Source organism: Brevibacterium sp. K72, assembly GCF_050562175.1.
Taxonomy (GTDB): domain Bacteria; phylum Actinomycetota; class Actinomycetes; order Actinomycetales; family Brevibacteriaceae; genus Brevibacterium; species Brevibacterium casei.
On record NZ_CP191582.1, the window covers coordinates 1,981,771 to 2,000,519 of the forward strand.

Below are 18,749 nucleotides of genomic sequence, written 5' to 3' on the forward strand. Positions count from 1 at the left end.
CACAGACACGGACGCTCAGTCGAGCGTCGTGAGCACTCTCGGGCCGTCCTCGGTGATGGCGATGGTGTTCTCCGAATGCGCGCCGTTCGAGCCGTCGGCCAGTCGCAGCGTCCAGCCGTCCTCGTCGACCTTGAGCTTCTTCGAGGTGAACGACCACCACGGTTCGATCGCCAGCGTCAGGCCCGGCTTGAGCACCATGCCCCGGCCGCCCTTGCCGCGGTTGGCGACGTGGGGGTCCTCGTGCATTGTGTGCCCGAGCCCGTGCCCGCCGAAGTCGAGGTTGACCGGGATCCGCTGTTCGTCGGCGACGTCCCCGATCGCCTGCGAGATGTCGCCGAGGCGGCCCCCCGGCTGGGCGGCGCCGATGCCGGCTTCCAGCCCGGCCCAGGTCGAGTCGATGAGGCGCTGGTCCTCGTCGCTGCCCTCGCCGACGACGACCGAGCGGGCCGCGTCGGCGACCCAGCCGTCGATGGAGACGGCGAAGTCGAGGGTGAGGAGGTCACCGTTCTGCATGACGTAGTCGTGCGGCTTGCCGTGGAGGACGCCGTCGTTGACGGAGAGGCAGATGACGTTGCGGAACGGGCCTGAGCCGAACGAGGGGGCATAGTCCCAATAGCAGGACTTCGCGCCGGCCTCCTCGATGAGTCTGCGCGCCCGCTTCTCCAGGTGCATGAGATTCATGCCCGGTTCGGCTGTCTCAGACAGTTCGGTCAGCGTCTTCGCCACGAAGCGACCGGTCACCGCCATCTTGTCGATCTCGGCGGGTGTCTTCAGCTCAATCACGGGTGTGCTCCTTGTCGTCTGTGCTCACCGGCAATTCTAGTTCTCCGGGGCAGATGCGGGCGCGGCGGGTTGCCGGTGGCATCATCGCGTCAACGAAGGTGGTTGAGTCGAGACGTGGACACCGATAAGTTCGCGACCATGAGGAATCTCATCGTCGCCTTCTCCCTCGGAACGTCGTTGGCGCTCTCGCTGCTCAACGGAGAGGAAGCGCTGCGCAACGGAGAGCAGTGGTGGCCGCTGTGGCTCATCGTCTTCCCGCTCGTTTCCCTGGGCGGCCTGGCCGCAACTCTCTATGACCATTGGAAGCGCTTCCACTCCCGCCGGAGACGTGGCGAGGACTCAGCCTCGATGAGCAGCTGAGGCAAGTCAGCGACCACGTGTCCGAACCCGCCGGGGGCGAAGAGCGGTTCGCAAGCTGAGGATGCTGATCGCGGTGCAGCCTGTCAGGACCAGCCAGACGACAACCGCAGATCATGCGACGTCCTGGCGTCGGGTTCCGGTGATGAAAGGATTCTCGGAAACCATCGGCATGGTCTCCGGTGGGCCCAGACATTTGCGCGAGGATCCCCTGTCATCGTCCATTCGGTTCGCACCTTGAAGCGGTGCAGATATTCGGCAAGAGCCCTTTTCATCCGGATGCGGGTGTGCCTAAGGTGGATGGGCAACGGACCTTACGCATTGGAGCTTTGAGATGGCGTCACTAGACAATCCGGACCCCGCCGAACGCCGAGCGTACTTTCCTTCGACGACATCCTTGGCCCATGCTCCGCAAGTCACTGACTACGATGGTCCGAGTTCACCTCCGGACAATCCATCGGTCGGACGGATCCTCATGGTGGGCACTGACGAGCGGTACCTGCCGATCAAGGGAGACATGTGGTTCTCGACCGGCAACCATCCGATCGAGACACTCGTGCCGCTCCTCCATCTCGAGGCAGCGGGATACGACATCGACGTCGCTACGCTCTCCGGCCGCATGGTCAAATTCGAGCACTGGGCCTTTCCGTCCGAGGATGAAGCAGTCGAGGGCATCTACGAACGCTTCGAGTCCAAGTTCGCGAACCCGCTGACGCTCTCCGAGATCAGCGATCGTGACCTCGACGAGTACACAGCGATCTACTTCCCCGGTGGACACGGTGCGATGATCGGTCTGCCGCAGAGCCCGGAAGTCGCTCGCGTACTGCGCTGGATCCAGGATCGCGACCGCACCCTTATTGCTATCTGTCATGGACCCGCGGCTCTGGCGGCAGGGGGTCTCGGCGGACAGGAGAATCCCTTCGCGGGGTTTGAGACCGCAGCCTATCCCGACGAAGTCGATTCCGAACCGAGCATCACCAGTGGCTATCTGCCGGGAGAGATGACCTGGTACGTCGGCGAAGCACTGCAAGCACAGGGCATTACGGTGATCAACCATGACGTCTCCGGTCTCGTACACCGCGATCGCAACTTCGTCTCCGGAGACAGCCCTCAGGCGGCAAATGCCCTTGGTCGGCTCGCAGTCGAATACCTCTCCGAACGCCGGTCCGCTGCAGACCCCCACGAATCCTGAAAGAAGGCACCCGCTATGGACGATCAGAGCACCCCACCCGTCACCGGCCTCCATCACCTCTCGTTGACTGTCACTGACCTCGACAGAAGTCTTGAATGGTATCAGCGCGTACTCGGTTGGGAGCGCCAGCCGGGAACGTTTCCCCATTACGACCGCGAATCGACCGGCTACGGCGTCCTCCTCGCCGACCCCGCATCGGGCATGATCATCGGACTCCACACCAACACTGCGAATGAGGGTGAGACTTTCGAAGAGTCGCGCACCGGTCTCGATCATGTTTCGCTGCAGGTCGAGGACCGTGCGACCCTGGAGAACTGGGTCGAGTGGCTCGATGAGCTGGGAATTGCGCACACCGGTATCCGCGACCTCACCGAACCGTTCTCCTATTCGACTGTCGTCTTCAGGGACCCCGACAACGTCCAGCTCGAATTCGTGGCGGTGGGTTAGAGAAGTGGGATCCACGACCACCCCGATGGAGCAGTACATGGGACTGCTGCTCGAATCCTGCCACGAGGACGGCGGAGCTGTCGCCGATTACATTCCCGAACTCAAGCACGCTGATCCTGATCGGCTCGCGATCGCTTTTGCGACCCCCGACGGCGAACTCTATTCGGCGGGCGACGACGAGGACCGCTTCTCGATCCAGTCGATCTCGAAGCCGTTCGCGTACGCCCTGGCCATTGGGGACAACGGCCTCGATGATGTGCTCGCCCACATCGATGTCGAGCCCTCCGGCGATGCCTTCAACGAGATCTCCCTCGACCCTGTCTCAGGCCGCCCGCGCAACCCGATGATCAACGCCGGAGCCATCGCCTCCCACGCGCTCATCGCCGGAGACAGTGCCGAAGAGCGCGTGGACCGAGTCCTCGACTTCATGTCGCGACTCGCCGGTCGGGAGATCACTGTCGACGAGGACGTGTTCGAGTCCGAGTCGGCCAATGCCGACCGCAACCTCGCGATCGCCTACATGCTCAACTCGGTCGGTGTCCTGGAAGGCGACCCCACCGAGGTCGTGCGTGGGTACACTCGCCAGTGCTCCGCCTCGGTGACGGTGGGCGACCTTGCACGCATGGCCGCTGTCCTCGGCGCAGGAGGCCGCACCCCCGAAGGGGAACAGGTCATCGATCCCGAGGTCAACCGTCAGGTGCTCAGCGTCATGACGACGTGCGGAATGTACGACTCCGCCGGTGACTGGCTCACCGGCGTCGGCATCCCTGCCAAGAGCGGCGTTGCCGGCGGTCTCATCGGCGTCCTCCCCGGTCAACTCGGCATCGCGGTCTTCTCCCCGCGGCTCGATGAGCACGGCAACAGCACCCGCGGAGTCCGGATCTTCGAACGCTTCAACCACGACATGGGCCTGCATCTCATGGACGTCGCCGAGGTGGCCTCCTCCGTCGTCCGCCGCAGCATCGTCGACGACATCCCCGTCCACGAGATCTTCGGCGATCTGCGCTTCGTCGAATCCGAACGAGTGCTCCGCTCCTTCCTCGCTGAAAGCACCGGGCGCGGGCCGCTGGTCGTCGACGTCACGCGTGTGCACCGGGTCAACGACATCGCCCGCAGAATCGTCCTTGAGGGAATGCGGCAGCTCGACCAGCGCGGTTTCGACGTCAGGCTCGTCGACCCCGACCGCGTCCTCGGCGAACCGGAGGCCGGGCACGGTGAGATCCTCCGCGGTGAGCAGCCCAGCGGCGGCTACTCACCGAAGCGCGCCGACGAACTCTCCGACGCGCTCCGCGGCTGAGGCCACGGGCGCCAACGCTGGCTCAGAGGAACTCGACGCCCTGCGCCAGAGGCAGCTCACCGGAGTAGTTGATCGTGTTCGTGGCCTGGCGCATGTAGGCCTTCCACGAATCCGACCCGGACTCCCGTCCTCCGCCGGTCTCCTTCTCCCCGCCGAAGGCGCCGCCGATCTCAGCACCCGAGGTGCCGATGTTGACGTTGGCGATACCGCAGTCGGACCGGGAGAGGAAGGTCTCCGCCTCGGCGAGGTCTGAGGTGAAGATCGCCGAGGACAGACCCTGCGGCACACCGTTGTGGAGCGTGATCGCCTCGTCGAGGTCGGTGTACGTGACGACGTAGAGGATCGGGGCGAACGTCTCTGACTCCATCACCGGGGTCTGTGCGGGCATCTGCACGACGGCGGGTTCGACGTAGTGGGCGTCGGGTCGCTCGTCGGCGAGCACCCGGCCGCCGCCGACGAGGATCTCCCCGCCTTCGTCCTCCGCCTGGCGCAGCGTCTTCTGCATCGCCTCGTACGCTGCTTCGTTGATGAGCGGGCCGACGAGGACGCCGTCCTCGGTGGGGGAGCCGATGCTCAACGTCCGGTAGGCAGCGACGATCTTCTCGACGAAGGCCTCGGCGATCGATTCATGGACGATGAGCCTTCGCAGAGTCGTGCACCGCTGACCAGCCGTCCCGGCGGCGGCGAAGACGACACCACGGAGGGCGAGGTCGATGTCGGCGCTCGGGGCGACGATCGCGGCATTGTTGCCGCCGAGTTCGAGCAGCACCCGCCCGAAGCGCTCGGCGACGACGGGCCCGACCTCGCGTCCCATCCGCACCGACCCCGTCGCCGAGACGAGGGCGACGCGGTCGTCGCGGACCATCGCATCACCGATGTCCCGGCCCCCGATGAGCACGGGCACGAGCCCTTCCGGTGCCCCCACCTCGGCGGCGGCTCGGGCGAGCAGGGATTGGGCACCGAGGGCGGCGAGGACGGCGTTCTCCGAGGGCTTCCACACGACGGCATCCCCGGCCACGAGCGCGAGTGCGGTGTTCCACGAATACACGGCGACGGGGAAGTTGAAGGCGGAGATGACCCCGACGACGCCGAGAGGATGCCACGTCTCCATGAGCCTGTGGCCGGGGCGCTCGCTCGGCATCGTCTTGCCCCACAGCTGGCGGGACTGACCGAGGGCGAACTCGCAGATGTCGATCATCTCCTGCACTTCGCCGGCGGCCTCGGATGGGGTCTTGCCGGCCTCGACGGTGACGATCTTGGCAAGCTCCTCCTTGTGCTCGGCAAGCAGCTCACCCCACCGGGCCACCAGCTGACCGCGCACCGGTGCCGGGACGTCGCGCCAAGTCTCGAAGGCCGTGAGAGCCTGTCCGATCTTCGCCGAGGCGGTCTCCGGGGTGTCCGCGACGAGGGTCCCGAGGACCTGGCCGGTGATGGGGGAGCGGGCCGTGAGCCTCGCCCCGGCGCCGGCATCGGGTGACAGGACCGCGGCGTCGACACCGCAGGCCCTTAAGCCCTCATCGAGGAGACCGGTGATCGTGTCATCGGAGGGCAGGGCGGTCGTGGCCGTGGGTGCGGTGGTCATCGTGGTCCTTTCGTCAGCGGAGATCTGCTCCGGTGGGTTGTGTCAGTGGCGTCGGTTAGGGTGCGGGCATCGATCGGGTCGGTGCGGGCCGACCAGGAGGGAGGGGCATGGTCAGCAGTCATACGATGTTGAGCTCCTTGCGCAGGCCGGTGGCGGCGAAACGGTCCTTGCTCAGGGGTGAGACGTCGACGAACGGTGTGCGTCCGGTCATCATGTCGGCGACGACCTCACCGACCGCGGGACCCATGAGGAACCCGTGTCCGGAGAACCCGCACGCGTAGGTGAATCCGTCGAGCTCGGGCGCCTGGCCGATGAGTGCGTTGTGGTCGGGGGTCATCTCGTAGAGACCCGCCCACCCGCGTTTGACTTCGACGTCGGCGAGGTCCGGGGTCCGCTGCTCGATGAGTTCGGAGAGTCGGAACAGCCACTCGGGGTCGCGGCGTTCGTCGAAGCCCCACCGGTCCTCGATATCGGGGCAGCCGAAGAGGAGGCCGGGACCTTCGGGGTGGACGTAGTAGCTCGTGGCGAAGTCGATGGTGAACGGCATCGTCGATGTGTCGAAGTCGACCGGTTCGGACACCATGATCTCGCGGCGCAGCGGGGTCACGGGAAGGTCGACGCCGGCCATCTCCCCGATGAGGCCCGACCATGCCCCGGCCGCGCACACGACCTGCGAACAGGTGATGGGACCCAGCGAGGTCTCCACCGCGGTGATCGTCCGCTTCCCTTCGGCGCCCCTCGTGGCGAAACCCGTGACCTCGCATGACTTGCGCACCGTGACTCCGCGCGCCCGGGCGGCCGAGATGTAGCCGGCGACGACGGCCTCCGGCGTGCAGTGCCCATCGCCGCGGTTGAATGCCCCAGCGAGGAGACCCGTGGTGTCGACGAAGGGAGCGAGCTCGGCGACCTCGGCGACGGTGAGCATCCGGGAGTCGAGGCCCATGCGCTGCTGGAGGGCGACGTTGGCCTCGAACGCCGCGACCGACTCAGGAGAGTCGAGGAGGAAGAGGTAGCCGTTGGACACGAGGTCGATGTCGACGCCGTAGTCCGCCTCGAAGGTGCGGAGGATCTCGAGGCTGCGCACGGACAGGGCGATGTTGACCTCGTCGGAGAACTGGCAGCGTACTCCGCCTGCCGCTTTCGACGTCGACCCGCATCCCGGGACGTCGCGTTCGACGAGGACGATGGTCCCGGCGCCGCGTTCGGCCAGGTTCGCAGCGATCGAGGCGCCCATCACCCCGCCGCCGATGACGACAACATCAGCCTGCACGTTCCACCTCGCTCTGTGTACGGCCGACGCCTTCGTCGGCTTGCACACCATTGTGCTGTCCCTCACAGTTAAGGACAAGGCAGAGTTCGTGAACACGCTTTTCACGATTCCTTAAAACACATAGGGTGAGCCCATGGCATGGACGCTCGGGCAGCTGCAGACCTTCGTCACCGTCGCCGAGCTCGGGTCGATGACGCGAGCCGCCGACCAGCTCGGCTACAGTGTCGGCGCGGTCTCCCAGCACATGAGCGCACTGCGGCGCACCGTCGGTGCCGACCTCGTCCTCCGTCGCGGTCGGGGTCTCACCCTCACCGAGGCCGGTCGCACCCTGCTGCCGCGCGCCCGCCACATCCTCGCCGCCCACCAGCAGGCGGAGACGGCGATGCTCGGCCGTGACTTCGGCTCGGAGGCGATCGTCACCCTCGGCGTCTTCGGGTCGACGTCGGTCGTCGCGCTGCCGGCGATCGTCGCCATCCTCGCTCGCCGGCATCCGAACATCGAAGTCCGCGCCCGCGAGGTCAACGTCGAGACGATGTCGGCGGCCGTCATCGAAGGCGCGATCGACCTCGGCATCGGCATCGACTACCCGGCCGTGCCGCTGCCGCCGATGCGCGGACTGAGGTGGACGACGGTGGCGACCGAACCCTTCGGGGTCGTCACCCCGCGAGGTGCGCCGCTGCCCGGACCCGATGACCTGGCCGAGGCCGACTGGATCCTGCCTCCGGCCACGGACCTCTTCGGGCGGGCGATGCGGTTGGCCACCTCGGCGATGGGGATCAACGCGAAGGAGACGCACATCGTCACCGACACCGCAGTCGCGCTCGCCCTCGCCGGCACCGGGCTCGGACTCACCCTGGCGACGCCGATCATGATGGCCCTCGTCGGGCACGACATCGACCTCCATCCCGTGGACGGCGCCGGAGGACGGAACATCATCGTCCTCACGTCGCCCGAACCTCCCGCCCCCGTCGCCTCCGTCGCCGAGGTGGTCGCCGAGGTCCTCGCATGAGCGGTTCCGGCGCTGCTGGGAGGCGCCCGGGGAATACACTGAGGCCATGAGCTTCGACCACCAGTGGAACCGGATCCGCGCGAACAACCCCGACCATTCCGCGAACTACGCCCAGCGCTGGCGCAAGCTCGTCGACGCCGGGCACGACATCGGGGGAGAGGCGCGATTCGTCGACGCCATGGCACCGCGCGGGGGACGGATCCTCGATGCCGGCTGCGGCACCGGCCGAGTCGGCGGACTGCTCATCGGTGCCGGTCACACGGTCTACGGGGTCGACCTCGACGAATTCCTCATCTCCGTCGCCGAGGAGGACTTCCCCTCCGGCGAATGGCACACCGGCGACATCGCCGATTTCGACTTCGCGGCGGCGGGCATCACTGACATCGACGTCACCGTCTGCGCCGGCAACGTGCTCGCCTTCCTCGATCCGGCCTCCCGGCGACAGACGCTTGCCAACATCCGGTCGACCCTCAAGCACGGCGGCCGCTTCGTCGCCGGCTTCGGGGCCGGACGCGGGTATGACTTCGACGACTTCATCGACGATGTCGAGGCGAGCGGAATGATCGTCAGCCTCAAGCTCTCGACGTGGGAGATCCACCCGTTCGAGCCCGACAGCGGCTTCCTCGTCCTCATCGCCGAACGGGTCTGATCGGCAGGCGGAAGGCCGCGGGCCTCAGCGAGGAGCATCCGATCCGAAATCGGGCTGCGAATCGCACCGGATCCTCCTCGCAGGGAAGGGAACCGAGCCGGCGAACTCGTCAAAGTGCGCGGTTCATGATTGGGTGGTGACAGGGCCGGTTGCCCGCAACCGGTACCTGATGACATGACCGGAGAACCAGCTGCCGAGAGACAAGGAAGCACAATGATCTTCATCGTCGCGAAATTCGACGTCAAGCCTGAGAACGCGGAATCCTTCCCCGCCGTCGTCAAGGACTTCACCGAAGGCACCCGCTCCGAACCGGGCAACCTCTGGTTCGAATGGTCGCGCAGCCTGGACAAGCCCAACGAGTTCGTGCTCGTCGAGGCATTCACCGACGAGGGCGCCGAGCCGCACGTCAACAGCGACCACTTCGCCGCCGGCCTCGAATCCATGCGTCCGCTGCTCGCCTCGACACCGAAGATCATCTCCCGCAAGATCGACGGCGAGGGCTGGGACGAGATGGGCGAACTCGTCATCGACTGAGCTCGTCGTCATCGACTGAGCTCGCTCAGAGCCTCCTCGGCTCGGGTCAGCCGTTCATCGACGGGGAGCTCCCACCATTTCTCCCCGCGCTCGCCCAGCCCTCTCTTCGCGAGGTCGACGCGATCCCGGGCTCGCCGCAGTGCCGCTGAATCCTCGGCCTTCCTCGCCGACTTCACCGCGTTGCGCGCCCGACCGAGGTGGCTCTTGAGGTCCTCGACGACACGATCGGGCAGGGCGGGATCGGTCCGCCGCCATCGCCGACCGCGAACGACCAGCCACTTCTCGTCGTCGGTGTACTCAGCCTCGCCCGCCATGGCGGCAGTCTACGTCGAGCAGGCAGAGCCGCAGCGATGCCGCGACCGCGCACGCGTCATAGACTCAGACCATGGCGACGAAAGCGCAGAACATCGAGTCCATCGAACGGGCCCTCGGCGAGCCCTGGTCCACGACCCGGCAGCGCCTCGAGAAGGCCGGCGGGAAGGACGCGAGCCACAAGGAACTCGCCGACGCTCTCTACCCGCAGTTCGACGGCGTCGTCGACAACCACGGATGGTGGGTGCAAGGGGCCGTCGTCGCCTATGAGCAGGAGATCGGGCGCCGCGTCCCCGGCCAGCGCGCCGACGGCACCTTCGACGTCGCCGTCTCCCGGACGGTGACCGGCGAGCGCGGCGACGTCATCGACCGCGTCGCCGCCCTCGTCGACGGCGAACTCGGCGGAGTCGCGCTCGACGGTGATCCGCGGGTCTCGACCACACCCAAGCGCTCCTACTGGCGAGCGAACCTCGTCGACGGCACAAAGGTCGAAGCCGCCGCCGAACCCAAGGACGACGACCGCACCCTCCTCGCCCTCACCGCCTCGAAGCTGCCCAGCGCCGAGGCGCTCGAGGACTGGCGCTCCCACCTCAAGGACCTCATCGGTCAGGTGTGAGCCCGCCTCAGCCGGGGATGATCGGGTTCCATGTCCCCAGCAGGTGCGCCGAGGCGATCGCCGCCACGGTGACGGCCATCGCGGTGAGCACGACGACCGCGTCGGCGATCCCGAATCGTGAGCGTCGCCGCCACGTGCGTCCCCGTCGCCCGAAGGCGCGACCCTCCATCGCCATCGCCAGCCTCGTCCCCCGCCTGATCGACTGGACGAGGAGGACGAAGATCCCGGCGAAGAGGCTGCCGGTGCGCCGCAGCACGGAACCTCCGGCCAGCCCCCTGGCGCGACGCGCCATCGCCAGGGTCTGCCATTCGGTGACGAGGAGGCCGAGCAGACGCGAGGCCGCGAGCACCGAGACGACGACGGTCTCCGGCAGTCGCAGATGTTGGACGAGCGCATCCGAGAGATCCCTCGGATCGATCGTCGAGGCGAGGACGACAAGCGGGACGGCAAGCGCGAGGGCACGGACGAAGATCGCCGCCGCGGATTCGAGGGACCCGGTCGTCATGAGGATCGGACCGAGATCGACGACGACCGCCCCGGTCTTCTCCGCGAGGATCGCCGTGCCCCATGCCGCGAGCAGCGCCCCGAGCGGCAGGAACCACAGGCGCTTGAATGCCGCCCACAGGTCGAGCCCGCTCAGCGGCAGAGCGAGCAGCGAGAAGCCGAGGATGACCCCGGCCGAGACGATGTCGATGCTCAGCAGCGCCCCGACCATGAGGATGAGGGCGACGGCGATCTTCGTCAGTGGATTGCAGCGGACCAGCGCAGTCGACCGGACGACGGGAATGAGCTGACCGGGATCCTCGATCGCGACCCTCTCTCGGGCCGGCGCAGCCTCACTCAACGCGCTCACCTCGCAGCGGCTGCGCGCTCGTTCCGAGGCTCACACGCCTCGCCCCGATCGCGTCGAGGAAGTCGTGGTCGTGGCTGACTGCGACGACCGCACTGCCGTGGTCGAGGACGTCGAGGAAGAGCGCGACGAGTCCCGCCCAGGTCAGCGCATCCTGACCGAATGTCGGCTCGTCGACGATGAGGACCCGCGGCCTGGGCGCGATCATCGCCGCCACTGACAGCCGTCGCATCTCGCCCCCGGAGAGTCCCTGCGGGTGGGCGTCGGCGATCTCGGTGAGCCCGAGTGTCTCGAGCAGGCTGGTCACCCGCGATTCGACTTCGCTCTCACTCCATCCGGCCAACCTGGGGCCGAGGGCGAGCTCGCCTGCCACGCTGGCCTTGAGGAACTGGTGTTCGGGCTCCTGGAAGACCATTCCGATCCTCGGTGCGAGGAAGGCCGACGGCCAGCGGAAGGGCCGGTCGTGCTTTGCGCCTTCGGCCAGTGTCCCGTGGGCGCGCACTTCGCCTGCGAACTCGGGAATGAGTCCGGCCAGGGTGAGCGCCGTCGTCGACTTGCCGGCGCCGTTGGGTCCGACGATGCCGACCGCCTCGCCGGCTCGGATCTCGAGCGAGAGGTCGGTGGTCGCAGGCACCCCCGCCCGTGGCCGGGCCGCACTCAGCCTCTCAGCGGTGAGCACCGTCCCTCCCGGCTCGCCGGATCGCAACGCTCCCGGCTGACGCGGGGGAGTGCGGGAGCCGGACTCGGGCACCCAGATCCCGGTGGCCCGGAGCACCTCGGCGAGGGCGGGATCACCGAAGACCGCGGACGGCGACCCGTGCGCGACGACGCCGTCCTGACCGAGGACGATGACGGTGTCGACGTCGTCCGACCACAGCCCCACCCGGTGCTCGACGACGATCATCGTCGCCGAGGTGGCCGCCTGGACCGTGAGCACCGCGTCCCGGACCGAGGCCGCCGAGGCGGGGTCGATGTTCGCCGTCGGTTCGTCGAGGACGATGACCTCGGGTGCCATCGCGTGGATGCCGGCGAGTGCGAGGCGCTGCTTCTGGCCCCCGGAGAGTGCGGCCGTGGGGTGGTCGAGGGGCAGGTCGAGGCCGAGCGCTGCCAGGGAGGCGGGGATGCGCTCGTCGATGACTTCGGCGCTCATCCCGAGGTTCTCCATTCCGAAGGCGACGTCGTCGCCGACGCGGGAGAAGATCACCTGCGAATCGGGGTCCTGGAGGACGAGCCCGGTCACACCTCGGCGAGGGTCCGGTGGGGCGTCGCCGATCACGAGGTCTCCTTCGGCCTCACCCGATTCGACGGGGAGGACACCCGCGATCGCGTGGAGCAGCGTCGACTTCCCCGCCCCTGACGGGCCGAGGAGGAGAACCTTCTCACCTGCGGCGATGTCGAGGTCGAGGGGGCCGACGGCGAGCGTGTCCCGATCGGCGTGCCGCCACGAATAGCCGCGAGCGCGGATCGGCAGACCCATCAGCGGATGCGGCCGGAGGCGAACGAGGACAGCGCCCCGGTCTTCGCGATCGCACGGTAGGCGTACCACGCACCGATGCCGGAGATGACGATGCCGGAGACGATCGCGCACACGGCGTAGGCGAGCTGGTAGGTCAGCTGCCATTCGGCGTTGTAGAGGATGTTCTCGCTCACGGCCATGAAGGCGGCTGCGACGAGACCGGACAGCGTCGTCACCCACAGCGTGAACCTCCGGTAGCCGAAGGCGGCGAAGACGAGTTCGGCACCGAGGCCCTGGATGAAGCCCGACAGGAGCACGGTCGAGCCGAAGTGGGAGCCGAGGACGCCCTCGACGATCGCGGCGAGCACCTCGCAGAGCAGCGCGGCACCGGGCTTGCGGATGATGGCGCCGGCCAGAGGTCCGGCGAGCACCCAGAGTCCGGCGATGAGTCCGATCGAGGGCGGGAAGGCCTGGAAGCCGAGTTCGATGACCTTCCAGCTGGCGGCGAGCACCCAGAAGATCAGGCCGACCGCGATGCCGAGCACCGCGGTGACGACGTAGTCGACGACGCGCCACTTCTTCGTCGGCGGGGCCTGCGTGTAGGCGGGTGCGGACTTCGCGGCGGTTCCGGGCGCGGTGGTTCTCGGCATTGTGCCTCCTCGTGTCGCAAGGAGGGGTAGAAGAGTCTCGACTTCCTTCGGCGGTGCTAGCCGCATCAGGTTCGAGGGTCTGCAGCATGATCTGCACTCTCAGCGCCCCTGCTGGCGCTCCCCTGTCGTGAGACTTACTGTACAGCACCCGCCGCGCCGCCTGTCGGGACCGCGTCAGGCGATCAGGCAGGCGGCGATGGTCGTCATGTGTCGTGCGGCTGTGGTCAGCTCGGGACGATCATCACCGGACCCTCGGCATGGTGGAGGACCCCGCGGGAGACCGAGCCGAGCAGCGCGCTCTTGACCGCTCCGCGACCACGCGTGCCCATCACCGTCAGCTGCGCCCGCTTCGTCGCCTCCGAGAGCATCGCGGTCGCATCGCCGACGACCACCGAGGTGGAGATCGGCAGACCCGGGAACTGCTCGCCGAGCGCATCCGCCTCCGCCGAGAGCGCGGTCTCGAGCTGCTTCTGCCGACGGTCGGCGACGTCGGCGCCGAGCTCGAGCTCGGGATACCAGTAGAGCCACTCCTCGCCGGCGGGCAGGACGGAGACGACCTCGAGTCCGGCCTCCCTCGAGGCGGCCACCTCGGCGGCGGTGAACATCGCGATCCGCGCGGCCTCCGAACCGTCGACGGCGACGACGACCGGTCCGCGGGCCTCGCCGCGCTGTGCTGAGTGCTGGGGGACGACGATCGTCGGGCAGTGCGCGTGCGGGGGCAGGGCCGTGGAGACCGATCCGAGCATGCGACCGAGGAACCCGCCGCGCCCTCGGGCGCCGACGATGACCACCTCGGCGTTGGAGCTGAGGTTGACGAGGACGCCGGCGGCGTCGCCGGATTCGGCCGCGTACGTCACGGGTTCGGGATGATCGGCGAGGAGTTCGGACGCCTCGGCGAGGAGCTTCTCGGCTCCCCGCAGTGCGGCCTCGTCCTCGGGTTCGGAGGGTATGGAGGCCATGTTCGGGTAGATCATCAGCGGCATCGTGAACGCCGTGACGACGGTCAGGGGGACGCCGCGGTGGAGGGCTTCGATCGCGGCGTAGCGCAGGGCCAGGGCCGCGAGTTCGGATCCGTCGAAGCCGACGAGGACGCCGAGGTCGCGGCTGAGTCCGGACTCGGCGGGCCGCGGGTCGGCGGCGCGGTCATCGGTCGGGTTCGCAGCGGCCTGGCGAGCGGGGTTCCGGTGGGCGTCAGCGTTCATGGCAGTCCTCTCGACGGGGCCTGACCAACCCTGACGATGACGGCGGCCCCGAAAACCACATCCGTCGTCGTCGCCTCCAGTCTACCAGTGCACTTCTACAGCGTGTAGAAAAGTCGCCGAGGCGGTCGCCGGGTTGCCGTGCGTTCGCCGGGTGCGTGGGATTGCCGAGCAGTGGACGCGCAGTGTCGATTCTGGGCGCGCGAATCGACACTGCGCGTCCATAACTCGCCGGGTTACGCCATGGCACGGGCCCGGTGCGCGCTGTCTCAGATGGGAAAGCCGAGGTAGCTCAGGGCTGCGCGGATGATGTGCTCCTGACCGTGGGAGAGTTCGCTCGCGATGTCCTCGCGCAGCGCCTCCGACGGCGTGAGCCAGTCGAGGCTGAGCGCGTCCGCGCGCGGGGTGCACTCGCCGCGGACCTCCATGACGAAGCACATCGAGATCGCGTGCTGACGCGGGTCGTGGAGGAGCGCCGCTCCCTCGGTGGGGAAGTACTCGGCGATGTGGAACGGCGCGATGGCCGGGGGGACGACCGGCAGCGCGAGCGGACCCAGGTCGTTCTCGGCATGGCGCAGCAGCGCCGCGCGGATCGACTCGTGGTAGCGGATGCGGCCGCCGACGACCTCGCGACCCAGGGTGCCGTCGTCGAGGCGGCGCAGCAGGAGGCCGATCTCCTCGACATCGCCGGCCTCTCCGACGCGGACGGGGATGGCATTGACATAGGGGATGGGAAGTCGGCGACGAAGCTGGGCGAACTCGTTGTCGTCGAACCAGTTCTCGTCGAAGTCGAGGGCAGTGCGGGTCATATCCCGATTGTGTCACAGTTCACCTCGACGGACGGGTGGGAGGAGGGGGGTCGAGGCGGCTCATGCCGGTCGGGTAAAGTATCTTGATGTCAAGATAAAACTCCGGCCGGGCCGCAGCGTCGCAGTGACGTGGCCTACAGTTGAGTCAACCACTCTCCGGCCAGCGGCGGTCGTGACATGGCCCGCAGCGGTCAACGACGATTGAAGGGATTGTCCATGATTGATCATGAGGTCCGTACCCACAAGAGCTCAGAGAACCTGGCTCGTGAGGATCAGCTCGCCTGGAAGATCGCCGAGGTCGCCTCCGACTCGACGCCCGTCGATCCCGAGGTCACCGAGATGGTGATCAACCGCGTCATCGACAACGCCGCCGTCGCGGCCGCCTCGGTGAACCGTTCGGCCCCCACCCACGCCCGCGAGCAGGCACAGGCGCACCCCTTCACCCCGGGTGCGACGATCTTCGGACTTCCCCTCGCCGAGCGCTTCTCCCCGGAGTGGGCGGCCTGGGCCAACGGTGTGGCCGTGCGCGAACTCGACTTCCACGACACCTTCCTCGCCGCCGAGTACTCCCATCCCGGTGACAACATCCCGCCGATCCTCACCGTCGCCCAGCACATGGGCATCGGGGGAGCGGACCTCATCAACGGCATCGCCACCGGGTACGAGATCCAGGTCGACCTCGTCAAGGGCATGAGCCTGCACCAGCACAAGATCGACCATGTCGCCCACCTCGGCCCCTCGGCCGCGGCCGGCATCGGTGCGATGCTCCACCTGCCCACCGAGGTGACCTTCCAGGCGATCCAGCAGGCCCTGCACGTGACGACGGCGACCCGCCAGTCCCGCAAGGGTGAGATCTCCTCGTGGAAGGCCCACGCACCGGCCTTCGCCGGGAAGATGGCCGTCGAGGCCGTCGACCGAGCGATGCGCGGTGAGGGCGCCCCGAACCCGATCTACGAAGGCGAGGACGGCTTCATCGCGTGGATCCTCTCAGGCCCCGAGGCCCGCTACACGATCCCGCTGCCGGGCAAGGGCGAGGCCAAGCGCGCCATCCTCGACACCTACACCAAGGAGCACTCCGCCGAATACCAGGCGCAGGCGCTCATCGACCTGGCCCGCAAGCTCGGCGGTGAGATCGAGGACCTGACGAAGATCAAGCGCATCGTCATCCACACCTCGCACCACACGCACAACGTCATCGGCACCGGCGCGAACGATCCGCAGAAGATGGATCCGAAGGCCAGCCGCGAGACGCTCGACCACTCGATCATGTACATCTTCGCCGTCGCCCTCGAGGACCGCGGCTGGCACCATGAAGACTCGTACACCCCCGAGCGGGCCGCCCGTCCCGAGACCGTCGAGCTCTGGCACAAGATCGAGACGACCGAGGATCCCGAGTGGACCCGCCGCTACCACTCGACCGACCCGAACGAGAAGGCCTTCGGCGGCCGCGTCGAGATCGAGTTCGAGGACGGGTCGACCCTGACCGACGAGATCGCCGTGGCCGACGCCCACCCGCTCGGCGCCCGCCCGTTCGTCCGCGAGAACTACGTCGAGAAGTTCCGAACGCTGTCCGCTGGCATCCTCACCGAGGCCGAGGCGAACCGCTTCCTCGACCTCGCCGAGAACCTCGAGAGCCTCGACGCGGCAGGCGTGGGCCAGCTGAGCTTCGCCGTCGAAGGGCTGAAGCACAGCGGTTCGAAGGGCATCTTCTGATGCTCGGGGCAACGACCACACCGGCCGAGCGCCGGAAGCGGTTCCGCGAGCTCCTCGCCGGCGACGAGATCGTCCAGTTCCCCGGCGCGATCAACCCGATCAACGCCCAGATCATCGAGCAGATCGGCTTCGAGGGCGTCTACATCTCCGGGGGCGCGTTCTCCGCAGCCATGGGCGTGCCCGACATCGGTCTGACCACCCTCACCGAGGTGGCCGACCACGGTCGTGCGATCGCCCGGGTGACGAACCTGCCGACGTTCATCGACGCCGACACCGGCTGGGGCGAGGCGATGAACGTCGCCCGCACCGTCCAGGAGTTCGAGGACGCAGGCATCTCCGGCATGCACCTCGAGGACCAGGTCAACCCGAAGCGGTGCGGCCACCTCGACGGCAAGGAGGTCGTGACCACGGTCGAGATGACCAAGCGCATCGCGGCCGCCGTCAAGGGCCGCCGGGATGAGAACTTCGTCATCTGCGCCCGCACGGACTCCCGTGCGGGAGAGGGACTCGATGCCGCGATCGACCGGGCGAAGGCCTACGTCGACGCCGGTGCCGACATGATCTTCCCCGAGGCGATGCGCGACTTGGATGAGTTCGAGCGCTTCGCCGCCAGCGTCGACGTGCCGATCCTGGCGAACATGACGGAATTCGGAAAGAGCGAACTGTTCACCACAGAGCAGTTGGCGAACGTCGGGGTCAAACTCGTGATCTACCCGGTCACGACCCTGCGTCTCGCCATGGGTGCGATCAAGTCGGGCCTGCAGACGATCCGGGACAAGGGCACCCAGGTGGACCTGCTCGAGGGGATGCAGACCCGCGCGGACCTCTACGACACCATCGACTACGCCGCGTACAACGACTTCGACGCGGCCGTATTCAACTTCTCACAGGAGGGTCACCAGTGACCGAAGAAATCAAGAAGGGCCTCGCCGGAGTCGTCGTCGACACCACGGCCGTCTCGAAGGTAGTCCAGGAAACCAACTCGCTGACCTACCGCGGATACCCCGTGCAGGAGCTCGCGGCCAAGCGCAACTTCGAGGACGTCGCCTACCTCATCTGGAACGGCGAACTGCCCACCGAGGAGCAGCTGGCCGAGTTCAAGGCCCGTGAGCACGCCCAGCGGGAGATCTCGCCCGAGCTCGTCGACATCATCCTCGACCTGCCCAAGGACGCTCACCCGATGCACGTCGTGCAGACCGCGGTCGCCTACCTCGGCGCCGTCGACCCCGAGGCCGACGTCGAAGGGCCCGAGGCCAACCTCGCGAAGGCCGAGCGCCTCTACGCGCAGCTGCCGACGATCGTCGCGATCGACCACCGTCGCCGCCACGGGCTCGACCCGGTGGCGCCGACGAAGGACCTCGACTATGCGGCGAACTTCTTCAAGATTGTCTTCGACGAGGTTCCCGCCGACGAGGTCGTGCGCAGCTTCGACATCTCGATGATCCTCTACGCCGAGCACTCGTTCAACGCCTCGACGTTCACCGCCCGCGTCATCACCTCGACGACCTCCGACCTCTACTCGGCCGTCGCCGGTGCTGTCGGTGCCCTCAAGGGACCCCTGCACGGCGGCGCGAACGAAGCCGTCATGGCGATGCTCGAAGAGGTCGGCACGGCCGACAAGGCCTCGGCATGGATCGACGACGCCCTGGCCCGCAAGGCGAAGATCATGGGCTTCGGACACCGCGTGTACAAGAACGGCGACTCGCGCGTGCCGACCATGCGCAAGGCCTTCGAGGAGATGGCCGAGGTCAAGGGCGCAACCGACCTCCTCGACCTCTACAACACCTTCGAAGAGGACTTCGTCTCCCGCAAGGGCATCTATCCGAATCTCGACTACCCGTCGGGTCCGGCCTACCACCTCATGGGATTCGACACCGAGCAGTTCACGCCGATCTTCGTCATGGCCCGCATCACCGGCTGGACCGCGCACATCTTCGAGCAGCAGGCCTCGAACGCGCTCATCCGCCCGCTCAGCGCCTACGACGGTCAGCCGCAGCGCGAAGTCCCCGACAGCCGGGGCTGAG

Annotated in this window: 20 protein-coding genes and 1 riboswitch; of the genes, 11 read left to right on the top strand and 9 right to left on the bottom strand. The window is 67.5% G+C overall.

The features are described from left to right. Window positions 1-15: 15 nt before the first annotated feature. Window positions 16-783: a type I methionyl aminopeptidase gene (map, locus tag ACQ1RG_RS08735; RefSeq protein ID WP_063249262.1), complete on the bottom strand. Its 768-nt coding sequence runs from the start codon at window positions 781-783 to the stop codon at window positions 16-18. Between the two features lie 138 nt (window positions 784-921). Between map and ACQ1RG_RS08740 the strand changes: the two genes are divergently transcribed. The 4 genes from ACQ1RG_RS08740 to ACQ1RG_RS08755 all read left to right on the top strand — a co-directional run bounded on the left by ACQ1RG_RS08740 (window position 922) and on the right by ACQ1RG_RS08755 (window position 4,076). Next, the gene (locus ACQ1RG_RS08740; RefSeq protein ID WP_167559674.1) at window positions 922-1,143 is read left to right on the top strand and encodes a hypothetical protein; all 222 of its coding nucleotides are present in this window, start codon (window positions 922-924) and stop codon (window positions 1,141-1,143) included. 472 nt (window positions 1,144-1,615) lie between these two features. Next, window positions 1,616-2,332 (top strand): DJ-1/PfpI family protein, encoded by a 717-nt coding sequence (locus ACQ1RG_RS08745; protein WP_425341695.1) that lies wholly within the window; start codon window positions 1,616-1,618, stop codon window positions 2,330-2,332. Window positions 2,333-2,347: 15 nt separating this feature from the next. Continuing rightward, window positions 2,348-2,779: a VOC family protein gene (locus ACQ1RG_RS08750; protein ID WP_167559678.1), complete on the top strand. Its 432-nt coding sequence runs from the start codon at window positions 2,348-2,350 to the stop codon at window positions 2,777-2,779. Window positions 2,780-2,783: 4 nt separating this feature from the next. Beyond that, the gene (locus tag ACQ1RG_RS08755) at window positions 2,784-4,076 is read left to right on the top strand and encodes a glutaminase (RefSeq protein WP_342474440.1); all 1,293 of its coding nucleotides are present in this window, start codon (window positions 2,784-2,786) and stop codon (window positions 4,074-4,076) included. Between the two features lie 22 nt (window positions 4,077-4,098). Here ACQ1RG_RS08755 and amaB read toward each other — a convergent pair whose 3' ends face one another. Beyond that, window positions 4,099-5,658: an L-piperidine-6-carboxylate dehydrogenase gene (amaB, locus tag ACQ1RG_RS08760; protein WP_167559680.1), complete on the bottom strand. Its 1,560-nt coding sequence runs from the start codon at window positions 5,656-5,658 to the stop codon at window positions 4,099-4,101. A 118-nt stretch (window positions 5,659-5,776) separates the two neighbouring features. Next, on the bottom strand, window positions 5,777-6,928 hold the full coding sequence (locus ACQ1RG_RS08765; RefSeq protein WP_259801041.1) for an NAD(P)/FAD-dependent oxidoreductase: 1,152 nt from the start codon (window positions 6,926-6,928) through the stop codon (window positions 5,777-5,779). 133 nt (window positions 6,929-7,061) lie between these two features. Here ACQ1RG_RS08765 and ACQ1RG_RS08770 point away from each other — a divergent pair, with 133 nt between their 5' ends. The 3 genes from ACQ1RG_RS08770 (at window position 7,062) to ACQ1RG_RS08780 (ending at window position 9,120) form a co-directional block, all read left to right on the top strand. Then, window positions 7,062-7,937, top strand: coding sequence for a LysR family transcriptional regulator (locus ACQ1RG_RS08770; protein WP_259801042.1), 876 nt, complete (start codon window positions 7,062-7,064; stop codon window positions 7,935-7,937). Window positions 7,938-7,983: 46 nt separating this feature from the next. Beyond that, on the top strand, window positions 7,984-8,586 hold the full coding sequence (locus ACQ1RG_RS08775) for a class I SAM-dependent methyltransferase (protein WP_009380648.1): 603 nt from the start codon (window positions 7,984-7,986) through the stop codon (window positions 8,584-8,586). A 213-nt stretch (window positions 8,587-8,799) separates the two neighbouring features. Next, on the top strand, window positions 8,800-9,120 hold the full coding sequence (locus ACQ1RG_RS08780; RefSeq protein WP_167559686.1) for a putative quinol monooxygenase: 321 nt from the start codon (window positions 8,800-8,802) through the stop codon (window positions 9,118-9,120). An 8-nt stretch (window positions 9,121-9,128) separates the two neighbouring features. Here the strand turns inward: ACQ1RG_RS08780 and ACQ1RG_RS08785 are convergent, their stop codons facing one another. After that, window positions 9,129-9,434 (bottom strand): biopolymer transporter Tol, encoded by a 306-nt coding sequence (locus ACQ1RG_RS08785; protein WP_259801044.1) that lies wholly within the window; start codon window positions 9,432-9,434, stop codon window positions 9,129-9,131. Between the two features lie 71 nt (window positions 9,435-9,505). On the opposite strand from ACQ1RG_RS08785, the gene ACQ1RG_RS08790 reads away from it, so the two are divergent. Continuing rightward, complete coding sequence (locus tag ACQ1RG_RS08790; RefSeq protein ID WP_259801045.1) at window positions 9,506-10,048, top strand: hypothetical protein; 543 nt, start codon at window positions 9,506-9,508, stop codon at window positions 10,046-10,048. Between the two features lie 7 nt (window positions 10,049-10,055). Here the strand turns inward: ACQ1RG_RS08790 and ACQ1RG_RS08795 are convergent, their stop codons facing one another. The 5 genes from ACQ1RG_RS08795 to ACQ1RG_RS08815 form a co-directional block, all read right to left on the bottom strand. Beyond that, window positions 10,056-10,892, bottom strand: a complete 837-nt coding sequence (locus ACQ1RG_RS08795; RefSeq protein WP_131248338.1) for an energy-coupling factor transporter transmembrane component T family protein — start codon at window positions 10,890-10,892, stop codon at window positions 10,056-10,058. Then, window positions 10,885-12,375 carry an ABC transporter ATP-binding protein gene (locus ACQ1RG_RS08800; protein WP_430600049.1) on the bottom strand — a complete coding sequence of 497 codons (1,491 nt, stop codon included), beginning with the start codon at window positions 12,373-12,375 and terminating at the stop codon, window positions 10,885-10,887. The genes ACQ1RG_RS08795 and ACQ1RG_RS08800 overlap by 8 nt, the downstream gene beginning before the upstream one ends. After that, the gene (locus ACQ1RG_RS08805; protein ID WP_009380623.1) at window positions 12,375-13,004 is read right to left on the bottom strand and encodes an ECF transporter S component; all 630 of its coding nucleotides are present in this window, start codon (window positions 13,002-13,004) and stop codon (window positions 12,375-12,377) included. Before ACQ1RG_RS08805 ends, ACQ1RG_RS08800 begins: the two co-directional genes overlap by 1 nt. Before the next feature lie 25 nt (window positions 13,005-13,029). Next, window positions 13,030-13,138, bottom strand: a riboswitch (TPP riboswitch). Between the two features lie 90 nt (window positions 13,139-13,228). Beyond that, entirely contained in the window at window positions 13,229-14,206 is a 978-nt protein-coding gene (locus ACQ1RG_RS08810) for a universal stress protein (RefSeq protein ID WP_063249256.1), read from the bottom strand. Between the two features lie 266 nt (window positions 14,207-14,472). Next, the gene (locus tag ACQ1RG_RS08815) at window positions 14,473-15,012 is read right to left on the bottom strand and encodes a DUF4916 domain-containing protein (protein WP_009380619.1); all 540 of its coding nucleotides are present in this window, start codon (window positions 15,010-15,012) and stop codon (window positions 14,473-14,475) included. A 216-nt stretch (window positions 15,013-15,228) separates the two neighbouring features. On the opposite strand from ACQ1RG_RS08815, the gene ACQ1RG_RS08820 reads away from it, so the two are divergent. The 3 genes from ACQ1RG_RS08820 to ACQ1RG_RS08830 are packed head-to-tail and all read left to right on the top strand — an operon-like array spanning window position 15,229 to window position 18,748. Then, the gene (locus ACQ1RG_RS08820; RefSeq protein ID WP_190247502.1) at window positions 15,229-16,725 is read left to right on the top strand and encodes an MmgE/PrpD family protein; all 1,497 of its coding nucleotides are present in this window, start codon (window positions 15,229-15,231) and stop codon (window positions 16,723-16,725) included. After that, a complete protein-coding gene (gene prpB / locus ACQ1RG_RS08825) occupies window positions 16,725-17,630 on the top strand; it encodes a methylisocitrate lyase (RefSeq protein ID WP_063249254.1) in 906 nt (301 codons plus the stop codon). The genes ACQ1RG_RS08820 and prpB overlap by 1 nt, the downstream gene beginning before the upstream one ends. Beyond that, window positions 17,627-18,748, top strand: coding sequence for a bifunctional 2-methylcitrate synthase/citrate synthase (locus ACQ1RG_RS08830; protein WP_009380613.1), 1,122 nt, complete (start codon window positions 17,627-17,629; stop codon window positions 18,746-18,748). The genes prpB and ACQ1RG_RS08830 overlap by 4 nt, the downstream gene beginning before the upstream one ends. The last annotated feature ends 1 nt before the right edge of the window (window position 18,749 follow it).

Excerpts from the sequence above, each read along its gene's own strand:
- ACQ1RG_RS08790 (WP_259801045.1), top strand. The coding sequence starts at position 9,506 with ATGGCGACGAAAGCGCAGAACATCGAGTCCATCGAACGGGCCCTCGGC.
- ACQ1RG_RS08770 (WP_259801042.1), top strand. The coding sequence starts at position 7,062 with ATGGCATGGACGCTCGGGCAGCTGCAGACCTTCGTCACCGTCGCCGAG.
- ACQ1RG_RS08780 (WP_167559686.1), top strand. The coding sequence starts at position 8,800 with ATGATCTTCATCGTCGCGAAATTCGACGTCAAGCCTGAGAACGCGGAA.
- ACQ1RG_RS08820 (WP_190247502.1), top strand. The coding sequence starts at position 15,229 with ATGATTGATCATGAGGTCCGTACCCACAAGAGCTCAGAGAACCTGGCT.
- ACQ1RG_RS08805 (WP_009380623.1), bottom strand. The coding sequence starts at position 13,004 with ATGCCGAGAACCACCGCGCCCGGAACCGCCGCGAAGTCCGCACCCGCC.
- ACQ1RG_RS08745 (WP_425341695.1), top strand. The coding sequence starts at position 1,616 with ATGGTGGGCACTGACGAGCGGTACCTGCCGATCAAGGGAGACATGTGG.
- ACQ1RG_RS08785 (WP_259801044.1), bottom strand. The coding sequence starts at position 9,434 with ATGGCGGGCGAGGCTGAGTACACCGACGACGAGAAGTGGCTGGTCGTT.
- ACQ1RG_RS08815 (WP_009380619.1), bottom strand. The coding sequence starts at position 15,012 with ATGACCCGCACTGCCCTCGACTTCGACGAGAACTGGTTCGACGACAAC.
- ACQ1RG_RS08775 (WP_009380648.1), top strand. The coding sequence starts at position 7,984 with ATGAGCTTCGACCACCAGTGGAACCGGATCCGCGCGAACAACCCCGAC.
- ACQ1RG_RS08800 (WP_430600049.1), bottom strand. The coding sequence starts at position 12,375 with ATGGGTCTGCCGATCCGCGCTCGCGGCTATTCGTGGCGGCACGCCGAT.
- prpB (WP_063249254.1), top strand. The coding sequence starts at position 16,725 with ATGCTCGGGGCAACGACCACACCGGCCGAGCGCCGGAAGCGGTTCCGC.
- ACQ1RG_RS08740 (WP_167559674.1), top strand. The coding sequence starts at position 922 with ATGAGGAATCTCATCGTCGCCTTCTCCCTCGGAACGTCGTTGGCGCTC.
- ACQ1RG_RS08750 (WP_167559678.1), top strand. The coding sequence starts at position 2,348 with ATGGACGATCAGAGCACCCCACCCGTCACCGGCCTCCATCACCTCTCG.
- amaB (WP_167559680.1), bottom strand. The coding sequence starts at position 5,658 with ATGACCACCGCACCCACGGCCACGACCGCCCTGCCCTCCGATGACACG.
- ACQ1RG_RS08810 (WP_063249256.1), bottom strand. The coding sequence starts at position 14,206 with ATGAACGCTGACGCCCACCGGAACCCCGCTCGCCAGGCCGCTGCGAAC.